The sequence below is a fragment of the Hydrogenophaga sp. genome, from assembly GCF_030651625.1.
GTDB lineage: Bacteria > Pseudomonadota > Gammaproteobacteria > Burkholderiales > Burkholderiaceae_C > Hydrogenophaga.
In genome coordinates, this window is the sequence record NZ_JAUSCF010000031.1 from 239,243 (window position 1) to 254,288 (window position 15,046).

A 15,046-nucleotide genomic window follows, 5' to 3' on the forward strand; every position below is an offset into this window, starting at 1 on the left:
AACGATCAAGACCTTGCGGACCTGTTCAAGCAATGTGCTTGTACTGGAACGCAGCTAAAGCCCAATTTTCACACCACTCAATTCAGGAGGATAGTTATGCAAGCCTACAAGAATAATCAAGTCCAACCCAAAGAGTTGCCAATTAATCGCCGCACTTTGGCGCGCTGGGCATTGGGGGGATCGACTGCGTTGGCGCTGGTTGCTTGCGGTGGCGGGGGCGGGGGCGATGATGACTCTGCACAGAGCGGAAAAAGCCTTAGACCTGCGCACGACGCTCTGCAAGCGGGAATGGATAGGCAGGATGTGATCAATGTGGTTGGCAGACTCCCTGATAATGACGCGCCCGAAACCATGACATGGGAGCAGAATGGGGAAGTTCTTCGGGTAACTTTTGGATGGATAAGTCGTACCGATGAGTACTACATTACCGGCTCCTTGTGGATTGCACCTTCACCAAGCCCTGTTCGTGATAATCGTCAGTTTGTATAGAAACTGCAATGAAATACGTAATTTTCACCGTTAGCTTGGCCATCAGTCAGTCTTGTTTGGCGCAGTGGGCTGTCTTTGATAATCGTGTGCATCAAGAGTTGGTCAAGATCAATAATGTGCGATCGTATACACAGCCTTCCCTGGATGATTTTGAAGAACAGGCGGAACTCGGTTCGGATTTTTCAACAATCGAATTGGCAGAGCGCGCGAGATTCATCACAACCGAGGAGGATTGTGGCGATGAGCGGCTTAATGAAAAACACTTCAAGGCGTGTCAAGGTTTGCGCAACTTGCGACTCAAGACTTTGGAGCAAAGCGAAGGATTGTTGGAAATTATTCATCGACGAAGAGAGCGGATCACCGCGTTGATTCGTACTGCGCGTGGAGCTTCTACGGAAGCAGGCCAGCTGCAGCGCTACCAGTTTGAACTTCAAGGCGTTCAAGCACAGATTCAGAACGACGCGATGCAACTCCAAGTCCTCATGGACGGCTACAAGCAGCGCGAAAAAATGTACGAAATGCAGATGGCGGAAGCTCGGCGTGTTTCCGATACGCGCAGACCTGGGTCAAGAAGCCTGGGCGCGGTGCCGTTCATGCCTGCTCTCATGCGGTAGCGCGGCCATGAACTCACATTTTTGTGCTCATCAGGGGCTGTTTCAGTTCGCCCGAAACGCCCAGGCCACGCGATTGGGAGGCTCCCCATGAACTGCGACGACGGCATATTGCTACAGGCCGTGGCGGCCTTGTTGATGATGGTGGCGCCAGAGTACGTCGCCACGCTGACCGACGCGGTGTTCTTCTGCACGGTTCGTGAGTACCTGATCCAGGACATGCTGATTGGCACCTACCGCGATGCGGCCGCAGCGCGGCTGGGCACGGCCCTGGGCATGTTGTCCACAACGATCGTGACGCTGTGGGTGCTGTACCAGGGCTTCATGGTGATCTCGGGGACCAACCGGCAGCCGTTTACAGGGCTTCTTTTCAAGACGGCAAAGCTCGTGTTCTTGCTTTCACTGGTCAGTCTGGTGGCCAGACAGTCGCCCGCGATTGCGGACACGGTGCTGGATTTTCAGCGGCTCGTGACCACGGCCGTGGTTGGAGAAGACACCAACGTCTATCGCATGATCGACATCAACCTGGGCCTGGCGCAGGTGATCAATCAAGTCATCAACAACCTCGCGGGCGGACAGCAGGCAGGTGTCTCGGGCAACAGCCTGACCACGGCGGCTGGTTTGCTGGGGCAAAGCGGGCCGGCCATGATCACCACCGTGTTGGCCTTGCTGGCGGAAATTGCCATCACGTTTGCCATCATGCTGGCGCCTCTGTTCATCTTTTTCTTGCTGTTTCAGCAGACGTCGTCCCTGTTCTGGTCGTGGGCCAAGTTTTTGCTGGGTGCCTTTGTGTCGCTCGCAGCGCTTGCCGTGGTGTCCGGTATCGCGCTCCGCATGTCGGCGATTTATGGCGCGTCTGTGCTGGCCGCCTACTACGCCAACGGCAGCGAGGGCCTCGGCTCAATTGCCTCCTTTGACATCTCCGGCAGCGCAATGCGCATGGCCACGCTGGGAACCCTGATGAGCGCCATCATCATTTCAGTGCCGCCCATGGTCATGCAGTTCTTCAACGCCGGCGTCGGGTTTGCCACCGGCGCCATGGGTGGAATGATAGGTGGTGCCATGGCGGGTCGCATGGCTGGCGGAGGCACCGGCATCCCGGGGATGGCTTATGGCGGTGCAGGTGCTTTAGGTGCAGGCCAGGGTGCGCAGGGTGAGAGTGGGTATCTGACGCCTCCGCCCAGTTTGCCTGCACCAGCAAACGGCCCCTCTGGTGACGGAAGCACGGGTATCGGTGGGCAGCAAGTCTCAAGGACCACCGGTCATCTCACTGGCGGAGATTCAACCGCCTCTGTGGGCGCAGCCCCAGGTACAAGAGGGTTGGCTTCTGAAAATTCCAGCGTTTCAAGGTTGGAGCAGATCAACGATGTTCAGGCGCGCTCGACAGAATTCCGAGATTTCGACACCGCCAACACCCAACACAACGGGCAGGGTAGCTGGAATGGGCGGGGCGGCCACCTGGGTGTGTCGGGTGCAGCCAACGAGCACGTGACACCCGCTGCCGCTTCGTCAGGCAGCAGAGCGAGTCACAACGGCACGACGAACACAGACGGTGGAGGAGGCAGCTCGTCGAGACCTGAGAACCCGGACACCTCAGTGCACCGCACGCTCCCGCCTGGCGCCACGCCCACGCCACCTGCACAAAGCGAGACGGCCTCGCGCCCGCAGGTGCCATGGGGTCAACGAAACACGGAAGGCGTTCGGTCGTGACTGCTCCGGTCAAGGCCACCACGCCCGCTCAGAACAGAACATCCTTCTTCATGACATCGCATCCCGATTTTTTTCCCACCCTGCGGCGCGGACTGCCCTTGTTGGTAGTCCTGCTCATGAAAGCCTGCGCCACCGTACCACCCATGTCCGAAGACTTTGGTGACAACTGGAAGCCAGTGAACGTTCTGGCAGAAACGCCCATGGAGATTCCCCTGAAGGAGGAGGTGGCCATGCACCGGTTCCAGTTGCTTCCCACAGACACCAGCCTGCAGGGTTTGCTGGAGCGCTGGGCCAAGGAATACGGTGGAACGCTGGACTGGCAGTACCCCAGCGACCTGACCCTGGTGGCAGCGCTGGAGCAGGCGGCTGACAACAACCTGCAGCGCGCCCTGACCGTGGTGCGGCGCACCTACAGCCCCCAGCGCTTGCGCGTGCAGGTGCTGGCCAATCGTGATCTGCGTGTCACGCGCCTGCCCTGAGGACGGGTCTTTCCCCACGATCTGCAGTCTGCCCGTCCAACAAAAACCGAACCCGGAACGCCTCACTCATGGCTCTCTTCAAGCGCGAGATTTCTGAAGCCTCGCAAGACATCCTCAAGAAGTCGATCGACTTTGAGAGCAACACCATTTTCCAGGTCAAGCGCAGCGAGCGTCTGGCCTGGATCGTCACTTTCTGTTCCATGGCCGTGACCGTGTGCCTGGTGGCGGCCATCGCCTTCATGCTGCCGCTGAAGGAAAAGGTGCCCTATCTGGTAACGGTGGATCTGAAGCGCAGCACCAGCACGGTCACCCACCTGCGTGACGATGTGGCGTATTCCGGTATCTATGCCAGTGAGGCGCTCAACCGCAGCTACGTGGCACGCTTCGTTCAGGCCCGCGAAGGTTACGACTGGGACACCATCAACGAGCACGACTGGGAGTTCGTCGCATCCATGTCGAACGATCAGGTGAAAAGCCTGTTCGTCAAACAGTTCGATGGCAGTGCTCAAAGTCCGGAGAAACGCTGGGGGCGCAACGCCGCCATCCGGGTCAAGGTCAACAGCATCGTCTTCCACGGCATGGACGAAGAACGGCGCAAGCCACCCGTGGGAGCGACGGTTCGGTTTGAAAAATGGAAGTTCGATAAGGCGAGTGGCCGCAGCGAATACCTCAGCAGCCACGTGGGCACGATGAACTACGAATACAAGACCAACCTGCGCATGAGCGACAGCTTGCGGCTGCGCAACCCGCTGGGGTTTCAGGTGACGGCCTTCCGGGTCGACGACGAGTTCAACGCGCCGGTGTTCAAGTCGCAGGAAATGGAAGGGGGCATTCCTCTGCTGGAAGAAGGAGAAGGCATGAGCTTCCGTGGTGCAGATGCAGCAGCGACCACTCTCCCTGCCACGGCCAGACAAGAAGTGCCTCAGATCGGCCTGCCTGGTGCGCCGTCCACGCCCACCACTCAGTGACAAACGTATCGAGTGAGAACACGGCGGCCTTTCGACGGTGATACCCATCGGCATGAGGCCATGGATGTCGCCAATGAATTTTGATTTCAGGGAGTGAATGGAATGAGCAGAACACGATGGTGGCCAGGCTTGGCGAGCGTGTGGTTTGGCGTGAGCCTTTGGGCGAATGCCGCCATCGCACAGGAGGTACGCACTGTGATGTACCAGCCCGATCAGGTGGTTCGCGTGAACACGGGGCTGGGCATTGCCACGCAGATCGAGATCAGTTCGCAGGAGCAGGTCAGCAGTTTCGGTACAGGCTTCAGTGACGGCTGGGAGCTGGTGCGAAAAGACAACGTGTTCTTTGTTCGACCGAAAAACGTGGACGTCGACACCAACATGTTCATTCGCACCAACATGCGCTCGTACCTGATCGAACTGGTGGTCACGGCCACCAAGTGGCGGTCCATCGAGGAGGCCAAGCGCGCTGGCGTGCAGTACAAGGTGCGATTTGTCTACGGCAACGAGGCCCCACCGGCTGCACAGAGTTCCCAGTCGGCCCTCAACCAGGTGCTGTCACCCACGGCCGCACCGCTGAACTCCCAGTCCACCTACCACCTGAAATACGACTACGCGGCGGTGCGCGAGGACTCGACCATCGTTCCTACCCGCGTGTACGACAACCAGCAGTTCACGTTTGTGCATCTGCCTGCCATGGCCAATGTGCCTGCGTTCTTTGGTCGCAATGAGCGCAACGGCGAAGAGTTTCTGGTGAACACCAAAACAGAAGACGGCGTGGTGGTCGTGCACGGGGTGTATCCCTATCTTGTGCTGCGCCTGGGTGCCGACATCGTCGGCTTGAGGAGGAACCCGTGATGAATGAACAATTTCCAGCGGCCGACGGACAGCGGGCCGTCTTCAACGACAACATGCCGCGTCTCTCATCCGGTTTGTCCCGTGGCGTGAACAAGATGGCTGTGGCCTACGTGGTGCTGGTCTCAATTGCCGTGATCGGCGCAACACTCTGGATCACCAGCAGCGCGTTCTCGGCCGACGACAAGAAAAAGCGGGTCAAGTTCGAAGAAGTGGAGGTGCCCAGGAAGCCGGAGTTCAAACCAGCACCTCCACCCCCGCCTCCTGCGAAAGCTGCCGCCGCCTTGCCGGTACCCGCCGCACCCTTGCCGCCCGTGCCGGAACCACGCGACGACCTCCTTGAGCGCCGCATGGCCAACCAGGACAACCTGGTGGCCGCCCAACAAGGACAGGGCAACAAGAGTCCGTTCTTCCAGGACGAATACTCATCGGTAAAGCGCGGTGCCGTGCAGCAACTGGCCAACGCCGACTTCACCCTCACGCGCGGCACCTTCATTCGGTGTGCCCTGGAGACCAAGGTCGTGTCGACCCATCCCGGCATGACCTCCTGCATCGTGACCGAGCGCATCTATTCTGTGAACGGTCGACGGCTGCTGGTCGACAAGGGGTCCAAGGTCACCGGCGAATACAAGTACGTGGACGAGCACTTTGACCGCATCGGCATCGTCTGGACGCGGATTCTCACCACCACCGGCCTCGACGTTCGCATCGACAGCGCAGGCACCGACGCGCTGGGGGGCGCTGGCGTACCCGGCATCTACGACGGCCACTGGGGCGAACGCATTGGCGCGGCCTTGTTGGTGAGCCTGCTGGCCGACACCATCGACGCGGGCGCGCAGAAGTTTGCCGACCGAAACGACATAAGGGGCAGAGAGACCACCCAGTACGACAGCGATGGTCGGGTGGCGTCCACCCGGGTGGACCCCTGGGAGTCGCACACGGCCACCACCACCAAACGCGCTGCCACGGAAATGCTGTCCCGCTCAGCCAACCGCAAGGCCACGGTCACGGTGCTCAACGGCACGATCGTGAACATTTTTGCCGCGCGCGATGTGGATTTTTCTTCAGTGATGCGCTGATCACAACGATCCGGCGACCCGTCGGCACCTGCGAGATGCAGGTGCCGCCGCTTGGCTGTCCAACCCAATCTCCCGCTACGTCTCTGCCTGACTGCTTTTTCATGACGCCTCACGACATTCCCGCAGAACCGGTTGCCGACATCTCGACCGAGTTTCTGGACTACCAGTACCACGTGCTGGGCATCACGGCGTACCTGAACGATCCCGAGGTCACAGAGATCTGCATCAACAGACCCGGTGAGTTGTACCTGGAAACGCAGGCCGGTTGGCAAACGGTGAAGGTTCCGGGGCTGACCTACGAGCGCGCCAGACAGTTCTGCACCACCGTGGTCAATGAGAGCAAAACCGGACAGCGCATCACCCACACCGATCCGGTGGTTTCACTGACTTTTCCGACCGGCCAGCGAGCGCAGTTCGTGCTGCCACCAGCGGTGCCGGCCGACACGGTGTCCATCACCATCCGCCTGCCTTCACGCTACGTGAAAACGCTTGATCAGTACCAGGCAGACGGTTTTTTTTCGCACATTCTGGAGTGCAACGGCGAGGTCACCGAGCTCGATCGGGAACTGCTGGCGCTGCAAAAGGCGGGCGACTTTCATGGCTTCTTCAGCAAGGCCGTGCTCTACAAGAAGAACATCGTGGTTTCAGGCGCCACGGGCAGTGGCAAGACCACGTTCATGAAGTCGCTCGTCACGCACATTCCCGCACATGAACGGTTGATCACTATCGAAGACGCGCGTGAACTGTTCATCGAGCAGCCCAATGCCGTGCATCTCATTTACTCGCGCGGTGGCCAGGGGACCGCAAACGTCACATCCAAAGGTTGCATGGAGGCCTGCCTTCGGATGAAGCCGGACCGCATCATCCTGGCAGAAATTCGCGGTGACGAGTCGTTCTATTACATCCGCAACTGCGCGTCCGGTCACCCGGGTTCCATCACCAGCTGCCATGCCGGCAGCACCACGCAGACCTGGGACCAGATGGCCCTGATGGTCAAGGCGTCGCCCGAAGGGGCTGGACTGGGCTTCAACGAGATCAAGCGCCTGCTGATTCTGACCATCGACATCGTTGTGCACATACAGGCGCATGCCGGCCGACGGTACATCACCGGCATCGACTTTGATCCGGCGCGCAAGCTGGCGATGGTCTGACACGCCCGGTAAGTACTTTTGCAACTTCAGGAGGAAAGAAGAATGAACGTGTGGAAACCTATTCGACGCACCTGTATCGTGGGCGTGTCGCTGTGGATGACGGGCTGCGCGCTGCTACCCAGGCCGGCAACGCCTGAGCTTGCTGTGGTGCAAACGGAGGCCATGGCAGGCGCCGACGCCTATCGCTTCAAGTTTGTGGAGAGCGACAGCCCGGATGCAGAAGGCGGCTTATTGGGCGCCGGGTTCATCGTGGTGACGCAAGACGAAACCGAGGTACAGACCATTGCGCACGACTTCGGCATGTCCATATCGGAGATTGATCCCGAACAGTGGTTGACAGTCGTTGACGCCAACGGTGATGGCCTGCCGGACTTTCTGGTGCCGAACCGCCGAAGTGATGGCGACGCGTCAGTGGTCGGCAGCCTTTACCAGTTCGACGAGGCCGCCGGAAAATTCGTGCTGGTCGAGACCCTTTCCAACATCGGCCTGATCGATGTCATCAATCCTGGATGCCTGACGATCACTCAAGAAGCGGCAGATGCCCGCTTGGTTCGACATGAGCACTGCTACTCCCCCCAGGCGGGCCGGTGGATCCGGCAGTTGTCTTTGCCCGGGTTGATGGAAGAAGGTGAAAGGTCAGCGTTGGATTGGCCGGAGGAACGGCAGGCCTGCGCCGGCCCCACGCCGTCGCTGAGCGAATGCCGGCGGTTGCGCCTGACCACCGACCGTACGCTGCACACCGCTTTGGTGGAGCAAAAGCAAGCGCAGCGACCCGCACTTGCGCGTGAACGTGGGCGCGCGTATGCCCAACGCTATGCGGTCAATCTCGATGCCAGTCACCGTTCGTGGCTGCAGTACCGGGACAACCGCTGCCTCGCCTACGTGCGTGAGCAAGGCTTCCAGGCGCCGCTGTTCCAGTCGGCCAACGAAGCCTGTCGCTTCCGCCTCGCGCAATGGCAAATGCAGCAGTACCGTGTGCAATGACACAACTGTCCGGTTTTGGGTTTGCACCCCTCGTTGCGGTTGATCACAAGGGAGGCTGGCGGTGAGCAAAGCGAAATGGTGGTTTCTGGCTGGGCTTCTCGTGATCGCGATGGCGTGTGGGGCCTATCTCAGTGGCCTGCTGCTGTTCTGGCGACTCGACATGCCATTGAAGCAGGTGGCCTTGACCAGCTATGTATCGTATTGGCTGGCGCATGCGGACCACCCCATTCACGGCGCAACCGTCAGAAGCAGTGGGCTGATCGGAATCGGCTTTTCGCTGTTGGTTGGAATGGCCCTGGTGTTGGCTCTGGTGTTGCACAGAAGGCCGAACCTGTACGGTGACGCCAGATTTGCCACCCTGGCTGACCTGCGCGGGAAGAACATGCTTAAACCCGAGGACACAGCGCTGGTGGTAGGCAAGAAGGATGGCAAATTCCTGTATTTCAACGGCCAGCAATTTGCCATGGTGGCCGCGCCCACCCGTTCAGGCAAGGGCGTGGGCATTGTGATTCCCAACCTCCTGAGTTACCAGGGATCGGTGGTGGTGCTCGACATCAAACAGGAAAACTTCGACCTCACCAGCGGCTTCCGGGCCAGGTATGGTCAATCCGTCTACCTCTTCAACCCCTTCGCTGAGGACTTCCGCACCCACCGGTGGAATCCGCTGGGCTACGTGTCGTCCGACCCCAACTTCCGGATCAGCGACCTACAAAGCATCGCGGCCATGTTGTACCCCACGTCCAGCCCGCACAAGGACCCGTTCTGGGCCAACCAGGCACAGAACGCCTTCATGGCCTTTGCCTTGTACGCATTTGAACAGGCGGATTATTTGTCAAAGCGGTTCAAGGCAGACACGTCTGTGGCTGCTCCCACCATGGGCAGTCTGTACCGTTTGGCCTCGGGCCGTGCCGATCAGGACTTCAAGAGCTATCTCAAAGACCTGGCGAGCTGGTTATTGCTGAGCCAGCCGGCGCGAACCGCCTTTGTCACTCTGTTAAGTCAGGCCGATGAAACCTTTGCCAGCATCATGGGCACGTTCAAGGAGCCGCTGAACCCTTGGCTGAATCCGGTGGTTGACGCTGCTACCACAGTCAATGATTTTGACCTGCGCGAGGTGCGCAAGCGGCGCATGAGCATCTACGTGGTGATCCAGCCAAACAAACTCGCCGAAAGCCGGTTGATCCTCAACCTGTTCTTCAGCCAGTTGATCAACCAGAACACTCGCGAACTCCCACAGGCCAACCCGGAGCTGAAACACCAGTGCCTGCTGCTGATGGATGAGTTCACCAGCATCGGCCGGATGGACATCATTGCCAATGCGGTCAGCTTCATGGCCGGCTACAACCTGCGACTGATGCCGATCGTGCAAAGCCTTTCGCAGCTGGAGTCAACCTACGGCCGTGAGGTGGCGCGCACGCTGTTGACCAATCACGCGCTGCGCATCATTTTTGCGCCACGCGAACAGCAGGACGCCAATGAGTACAGCGAGATGCTGGGCTACACCAGTGTGCGCAAGCGCAGTGTCAGCCGCAGCCGCTCGCGGGAGTCGAGCTACACACGCAGCGAGAGCGAGGAGCGCCGCGCCCTGATGTTGCCGCAGGAACTCAAGGCTCTGGGCGATGACAAGCAGATCCTCATTGTGGAAGGCATGGCACAACCGGTGATGTCCCAGAAAATTCGGCACTTCAAAGAAGCCGTTTTCAAACGGCGGGTGGAGCCTCGTGTGGTGCCTCCGTTGTTGCAGTTAGGCAGTCTGCGTGCCAGTGCAGCCACACCCTCCGGCTTCCCGACGGCTGCTGCGACGGGGCTGCCCCCAGAAAGGGTGATGCAAATGCAACCCAAGACGCCGCCGCCACCATCGCCAGCCGCTGCGGAGCCGCCTGCCACGGGTGCAGTAACAAGATCTGGAGGCCTTCCCTCCGAATACACCGGACTGGGCGGCATTGTGGGCGAGTTTGACCGCGCGTTGACGCATGTTCGGGCCTGCACCGCCGGACAGATTTCAGGTTTTTCATCAACGGAGGTTCGTACATGAGTGCAAGACGTGTTGCATGGCGCATCGCACTCTGGGTAGTGGGATTGGTGCTCGCAGCTGCGGCCACGCTGGGTGCCGCCGTGGCCTACGAGGTGTACGCCTACCGCTTTCTCCGGGTATGGATGGGCATGGGATTGGCGGGGTTTGAAACAGCCAAAGCGAAGGCACTGAGTGCCGAGCAAAGGGCGGCCTATGAGCATGAGTTGTTCGAAGAATTGTCCTTGTGGAACCAGGGTTCCAAGCGGTTCCCTGACGGTCCAGACCTCAAGAGCTTCCAGGAAGCACGCTGTGCTCGCGACGACCGCTGGAAGGCCATGGCGAAGGACGGCTTCGAGCTGGCGCACTTGGCACGGCGTGCCTACAACCCCTGTCGCAATCTGGTGTTCAGTTTCAAGGGGCCCCTGAATCGCCTGCAAAAATTGGCGGAGCAGGGCGATGTGGGGGCCATGTGCATGATGGGGGCGCTGCGCGACGAGCGGCAGGATCTGTCGGGCTTCGATGAAGTGACACGAAGGATGCTGGAAGCAGGAGCAGCAAAGGGGCACCCTGAGTGCCTTTGGAGGATGGCGCAGCGGACCTACCCAGGTATTGGCGGCGACAAGGCGCAGGTGGAATCCAGTCTGTCGATGGCAGCTCGCGCGGCATCTGCAGGGGCGTACCGCGCGGCGGCACATCTGGCAAGTCATTTTCGAGCTCTAAGCAGAACGGACCTGCGTTATGTCGGGCGAGCGTATTGTTGGTCGGTCATTCACGACCAAAGTGCTTCCATTGACTCAGGGGCGACCATGGTTTACCAGACCTATCTCGTTACCGCGCGCGCGGACGGCAACCCGGCACTTGAGTCCACGCTGTTGGAACTCAAGGCAGGCTCGCATGACGCCCCAAGCTGCATTGCTCTTGGCTGGCACTGAGGAAGACATCAATGGACAAAGATGCGTTGATGCAGGGTTGGCGCGCGCACGGCAAGCGCTTGCAAAACGCCGTCGAGCTTGCAGTGTCTACTGGTCGCCCCAAAGCAGGGCTGGAGGCCGCCGCCGAACTCAACCGATTCCTCGATCATCCCCGCGACCTGATGAGACTGGACGCCGAGGCAGACAGACATCTGTCCGCGCGCAATGCACAAGGCGAATGGCGGGTCAATGGCTACGATCGGGTGGCTCTACAGGCGCACCGGGAGCGCTTGGCCAACGAGCACCAGTGGTTCATGGAATACAAGCAGGAAAGCGGGATTTCGCCAGTGTATCCAGCCAAGGTCAGCCATGGCGCTCAAGTCAGTGAACTGTCGGAGGATGGTCGATCGGTGATCATGCGATGGGACACCCGAACCCTTCCTGGTTTGATCCGTCAAGGCTGGGAGGACTTGAAGTCCGAGGCACCGCAGGTGGTACAGAGCATTCGCCAGACGTGGGTTGACCGCGGCCCCAGCGACCGCACTTTGTACGAGTTGTGTGTGAGTCTGAACCGGACCGCAGTTGGTGCTCTGGGTGGATTCACCGCGCCGATAACCAGAGCGGGCGTGGCGGGGCACTTGTCCAACGATGTCTGGGGTGAGGCCGCTGGAATGGCGGCTCAGAAACCCATCGAACAGAAATGCCGGCTGGCCATTCCACGCAGTGCTCCTTCCCTGGCCGATTGGCATCGCCAGGTGATCGGAGCGGCACCAGAGGGGCACGGTCTGCAGATTCACGAAGGTGAGGCGGTGGCCCATGTGGATGTCCCGGCCACGTGGTTCGCTTCCCATGCGGTGGCCGACGAACTGGCCACGAGAACGGCACATGGTCAGCTACTGCCTCAGGAAGCGCAGACCGTCCTGCAGCAGGTGACAGAACCGAAAACAGGCATGGCAGGGATCTGGCCAGACCTGCTGGCACAGCAGGCTCAACGGGAGAGAGCCGCCTCGCAGAACCTTCAAGAGCACACCCACACCGCCGCCGATATGTCCGGTCGCGCATGGGTGGCGGATTCACCCATGCTGTCGCCCGTACAGAAGGCCAACTTTCATGAACTGGTGAATCACTTCGAAACGCCGCTGTCCCAGTTGACGGCCCAGGACCGGCGACTATCGGAGCAGGTGATGGCCTTGCACTATGTGGACGAAGTGTCGGTGCATGGCGGCATGGACGAGTCGGTGGCTGCCAAGCTCGCCGCGCTGAATCGAGCTGTGCACGCGCCTTCTGGGCAAGCAGCCACCATTCAGGCACCGTCTGGCGGGGTTCTCCATCTTGAGCCTCAGCACTGGCCCGATGGCTTGTCTGCCCACCGGCAGGCTTTGAATCAGGCATTGGCACCGGTATTGGAAGGAAAAGAGGGGCATGACCAATGGACCCATGAACAGACCCAGCGGTTGCAAGCCTATGCGCTGCGCACAACCGTGCATCACCATTTGGGTCCCGACTTCAACGGCGCCTGGCTGAGCCATGATGGGCAGCGCGTCGGGGTGCTGGATTCGGTTGGTGTGCTGCGCGACTTTGCAGTGGCCGACGCAATGAAACAAAGTCCCCAGCAAAGCTGGTCAGATGCGGCAAGCAGCTGGGAAGCTGTGGCACATGGAGCGACCGTGGCACGCGCAACAGGCAAAGATCGTGCTGTGTCGGAAGTTTCACGTTCCTCTGGCGCAAACGCCGCTGAACCCAGATCGGCGGAATCGGTTTCTCAATCATAGGAACCATGTTGAGCGCATTCCGCAATGGAATGGATCGTCCTTTGTCGCACCGGGAAAATGCAAAAGGTGTGAAGTCGGTGGGTCGGTGGTGAGCACGCCATAAAATGCGTGATCGCTGTTCAGCGCCTTACTGCCCTTCAGGTGTGTACGCACCCTTACCAATCTCCCCCCATGACACGCACCTATTTCGGCACCGACGGCATTCGAGGCACCGTGGGCCAACCCCCGATCACGCCCGATTTCGTTTTGCGCCTCGCTCATGCCGTCGGCCGCGTGCTCAAGCGCACCGAGGCACACCCCACAGTGCTGATCGGCAAAGACACGCGCATTTCTGGCTACATGCTGGAGAGTGCGCTGGAGAGTGGCTTCAACTCGGCCGGGGTGGACGTGGTGCTGCTGGGGCCGGTGCCCACGCCTGCGGTGGCTTACCTCACCCGTGCTCAGCGCGCCAGCCTCGGCGTGGTGATTTCGGCCAGTCACAACCCGTTTGCGGACAACGGCATCAAGTTTTTCAGCGCACAGGGCACGAAGCTCACCGATGAGTGGGAGCAGGCGGTGGAGGCCACGCTGGCAGAAGACCCGGTGTGGGTGGATTCGGCAGGCCTGGGCAAGACGCGGCGGCTGGATGACGCGGCTGGCCGTTACATCGAGTTCTGCAAAAGCACCTGCTCGCACCTTTTTTCGCTCAAGGGCCTGAAGATCGTGGTCGATGGAGCCAACGGAGCGGCTTACAACATTGCCCCTGACGTGTTCCACGAGTTGGGTGCCGAGGTGGTGCGCATTGGCTGTTCACCTGATGGCCTGAACATCAACCACAACGTGGGTGCCACGCACCCACAAGCGCTGGTGGAAGCCGTGAAGCAGCACGGGGCAGACTACGGCGTGGCACTGGATGGTGATGCCGACCGGCTGCAGATGGTGGACGCCAGCGGCCGGTTGTTCAATGGCGATGAGCTGCTGTACCTGATCGCTGCCGATCGGATCGCGCGTGACATTGATGTGCCCGGCGTGGTGGGCACGCTCATGACCAACAAGGCCGTGGAAGTGGCCTTCCGCAACAAGGGCGTGAAGTTTGTGCGCGCCAAGGTGGGTGACCGCTACGTGCTGGAAGAACTCGAACGCCATGGCTGGACGCTGGGCGGGGAGGGCTCCGGCCACATTCTGGTGCTGGACCGGCACACCACGGGCGACGGGCTGGTGTCTGCGCTGCAGGTGCTGCATGCTTGTGTGGACAGCGGCAAGACCATGGCACAACTGCTGGCAGAAGTGACGCTGTTTCCGCAAACGCTCATCAATGTGAGACTGAAGCCGGGGCAGGACTGGCGCATCAACACCCGCCTGGCAGAAGAAACCCGAGCGGTGGAGGCCGAGCTGGGCGATTCGGGGCGGGTGCTGATTCGACCCAGCGGTACGGAGCCGCTGTTGCGCGTGATGGTGGAAGCCAGCGATGCGCACCAGTCGCGCAGCTTTGCCGAGCGGCTGGTGGACGCGGTCAAGAGTCAGGTCCCCGCATGAGCATTGCGCTGAATGCCCAAGTCAAGATCGTGCGGGCCGACTACGCCGACACTGCTCACGCCGCTGCACTGGTGATGCTGCTCGACGCGTACGCGAGCGACCCCGCAGGTGGCGGCGAGCCGCTGACGGACTTCGCCAAAGCCAACCTGGTGCACGAACTGGCCTTGCGACCACAGGCCTACAGCGTGCTCGCTTTCGATGGTACGGCGCCCGTGGGGCTGGTCAATTGCATCGAGGGTTTTTCGACCTTTGCCTGCAAGCCGCTGGTGAATGTGCATGACGTGGCGGTGCTGGCCAGCCACCGAGGCCGTGGCATTGCCGAGCTGATGCTGGCCGAGGCAGAAAGCGTCGCGCGCGAGCGCGGCGCGGTGAAGATGACGCTGGAAGTGCTGTCCGGCAACGGCGGTGCGCTGCGGTTGTACGAGCGCGTCGGTTTCGCCGGCTACCAGCTGGACCCGGCCATGGGCACGGCGCGGTTCATGCAGAAGTGGCTGTATTGAAGCCTGCGCAC

Annotated in this window: 14 protein-coding genes; all 14 read left to right on the top strand. The window is 60.3% G+C overall.

The annotated features are described in order from the left end of the window. Window positions 1-96 precede the first annotated feature (96 nt). Window positions 97-489: a hypothetical protein gene (locus tag Q7V46_RS15800; RefSeq protein WP_304914500.1), complete on the top strand. Its 393-nt coding sequence runs from the start codon at window positions 97-99 to the stop codon at window positions 487-489. An 8-nt stretch (window positions 490-497) separates the two neighbouring features. Further along, window positions 498-1,103: a hypothetical protein gene (locus Q7V46_RS15805; protein WP_304914501.1), complete on the top strand. Its 606-nt coding sequence runs from the start codon at window positions 498-500 to the stop codon at window positions 1,101-1,103. 87 nt (window positions 1,104-1,190) lie between these two features. Beyond that, complete coding sequence (locus Q7V46_RS15810) at window positions 1,191-2,810, top strand: type IV secretion system protein (RefSeq protein ID WP_304914502.1); 1,620 nt, start codon at window positions 1,191-1,193, stop codon at window positions 2,808-2,810. Window positions 2,811-2,860: 50 nt separating this feature from the next. Continuing rightward, window positions 2,861-3,289 (top strand): hypothetical protein, encoded by a 429-nt coding sequence (locus Q7V46_RS15815; protein ID WP_304914503.1) that lies wholly within the window; start codon window positions 2,861-2,863, stop codon window positions 3,287-3,289. Window positions 3,290-3,357: 68 nt separating this feature from the next. Then, the gene (locus Q7V46_RS15820) at window positions 3,358-4,257 is read left to right on the top strand and encodes a virB8 family protein (RefSeq protein WP_304914504.1); all 900 of its coding nucleotides are present in this window, start codon (window positions 3,358-3,360) and stop codon (window positions 4,255-4,257) included. Window positions 4,258-4,359: 102 nt separating this feature from the next. Beyond that, window positions 4,360-5,112, top strand: a complete 753-nt coding sequence (locus Q7V46_RS15825; RefSeq protein WP_304914505.1) for a TrbG/VirB9 family P-type conjugative transfer protein — start codon at window positions 4,360-4,362, stop codon at window positions 5,110-5,112. Next, window positions 5,112-6,188 (top strand): TrbI/VirB10 family protein, encoded by a 1,077-nt coding sequence (locus tag Q7V46_RS15830; protein ID WP_304914506.1) that lies wholly within the window; start codon window positions 5,112-5,114, stop codon window positions 6,186-6,188. Before Q7V46_RS15825 ends, Q7V46_RS15830 begins: the two co-directional genes overlap by 1 nt. A gap of 101 nt (window positions 6,189-6,289) precedes the next feature. Next, complete coding sequence (gene virB11 / locus Q7V46_RS15835; RefSeq protein WP_304914507.1) at window positions 6,290-7,339, top strand: P-type DNA transfer ATPase VirB11; 1,050 nt, start codon at window positions 6,290-6,292, stop codon at window positions 7,337-7,339. A gap of 162 nt (window positions 7,340-7,501) precedes the next feature. After that, the gene (locus Q7V46_RS15840; protein WP_304914508.1) at window positions 7,502-8,323 is read left to right on the top strand and encodes a lysozyme inhibitor LprI family protein; all 822 of its coding nucleotides are present in this window, start codon (window positions 7,502-7,504) and stop codon (window positions 8,321-8,323) included. 61 nt (window positions 8,324-8,384) lie between these two features. Continuing rightward, complete coding sequence (locus tag Q7V46_RS15845) at window positions 8,385-10,358, top strand: type IV secretory system conjugative DNA transfer family protein (protein ID WP_304914509.1); 1,974 nt, start codon at window positions 8,385-8,387, stop codon at window positions 10,356-10,358. A gap of 80 nt (window positions 10,359-10,438) precedes the next feature. After that, window positions 10,439-11,269: a hypothetical protein gene (locus Q7V46_RS15850; RefSeq protein WP_304914510.1), complete on the top strand. Its 831-nt coding sequence runs from the start codon at window positions 10,439-10,441 to the stop codon at window positions 11,267-11,269. A gap of 11 nt (window positions 11,270-11,280) precedes the next feature. Further along, window positions 11,281-13,020 carry a hypothetical protein gene (locus tag Q7V46_RS15855; RefSeq protein ID WP_304914511.1) on the top strand — a complete coding sequence of 580 codons (1,740 nt, stop codon included), beginning with the start codon at window positions 11,281-11,283 and terminating at the stop codon, window positions 13,018-13,020. Between the two features lie 171 nt (window positions 13,021-13,191). After that, window positions 13,192-14,535, top strand: coding sequence for a phosphoglucosamine mutase (gene glmM, locus Q7V46_RS15860; protein WP_304914512.1), 1,344 nt, complete (start codon window positions 13,192-13,194; stop codon window positions 14,533-14,535). After that, window positions 14,532-15,035, top strand: a complete 504-nt coding sequence (locus Q7V46_RS15865) for a GNAT family N-acetyltransferase (protein WP_304914513.1) — start codon at window positions 14,532-14,534, stop codon at window positions 15,033-15,035. The genes glmM and Q7V46_RS15865 overlap by 4 nt, the downstream gene beginning before the upstream one ends. Window positions 15,036-15,046 lie beyond the last annotated feature (11 nt).

Bases quoted from the DNA above. Each gene is read 5' to 3' on its own strand.
- Q7V46_RS15800 (WP_304914500.1), top strand. From the start codon at position 97: ATGCAAGCCTACAAGAATAATCAAGTCCAACCCAAAGAGTTGCCAATT.
- Q7V46_RS15805 (WP_304914501.1), top strand. From the start codon at position 498: ATGAAATACGTAATTTTCACCGTTAGCTTGGCCATCAGTCAGTCTTGT.
- Q7V46_RS15810 (WP_304914502.1), top strand. From the start codon at position 1,191: ATGAACTGCGACGACGGCATATTGCTACAGGCCGTGGCGGCCTTGTTG.
- Q7V46_RS15815 (WP_304914503.1), top strand. From the start codon at position 2,861: ATGACATCGCATCCCGATTTTTTTCCCACCCTGCGGCGCGGACTGCCC.
- Q7V46_RS15820 (WP_304914504.1), top strand. From the start codon at position 3,358: ATGGCTCTCTTCAAGCGCGAGATTTCTGAAGCCTCGCAAGACATCCTC.
- Q7V46_RS15825 (WP_304914505.1), top strand. From the start codon at position 4,360: ATGAGCAGAACACGATGGTGGCCAGGCTTGGCGAGCGTGTGGTTTGGC.
- Q7V46_RS15830 (WP_304914506.1), top strand. From the start codon at position 5,112: ATGAATGAACAATTTCCAGCGGCCGACGGACAGCGGGCCGTCTTCAAC.
- virB11 (WP_304914507.1), top strand. From the start codon at position 6,290: ATGACGCCTCACGACATTCCCGCAGAACCGGTTGCCGACATCTCGACC.
- Q7V46_RS15840 (WP_304914508.1), top strand. From the start codon at position 7,502: ATGGCAGGCGCCGACGCCTATCGCTTCAAGTTTGTGGAGAGCGACAGC.
- Q7V46_RS15855 (WP_304914511.1), top strand. From the start codon at position 11,281: ATGGACAAAGATGCGTTGATGCAGGGTTGGCGCGCGCACGGCAAGCGC.
- glmM (WP_304914512.1), top strand. From the start codon at position 13,192: ATGACACGCACCTATTTCGGCACCGACGGCATTCGAGGCACCGTGGGC.
- Q7V46_RS15865 (WP_304914513.1), top strand. From the start codon at position 14,532: ATGAGCATTGCGCTGAATGCCCAAGTCAAGATCGTGCGGGCCGACTAC.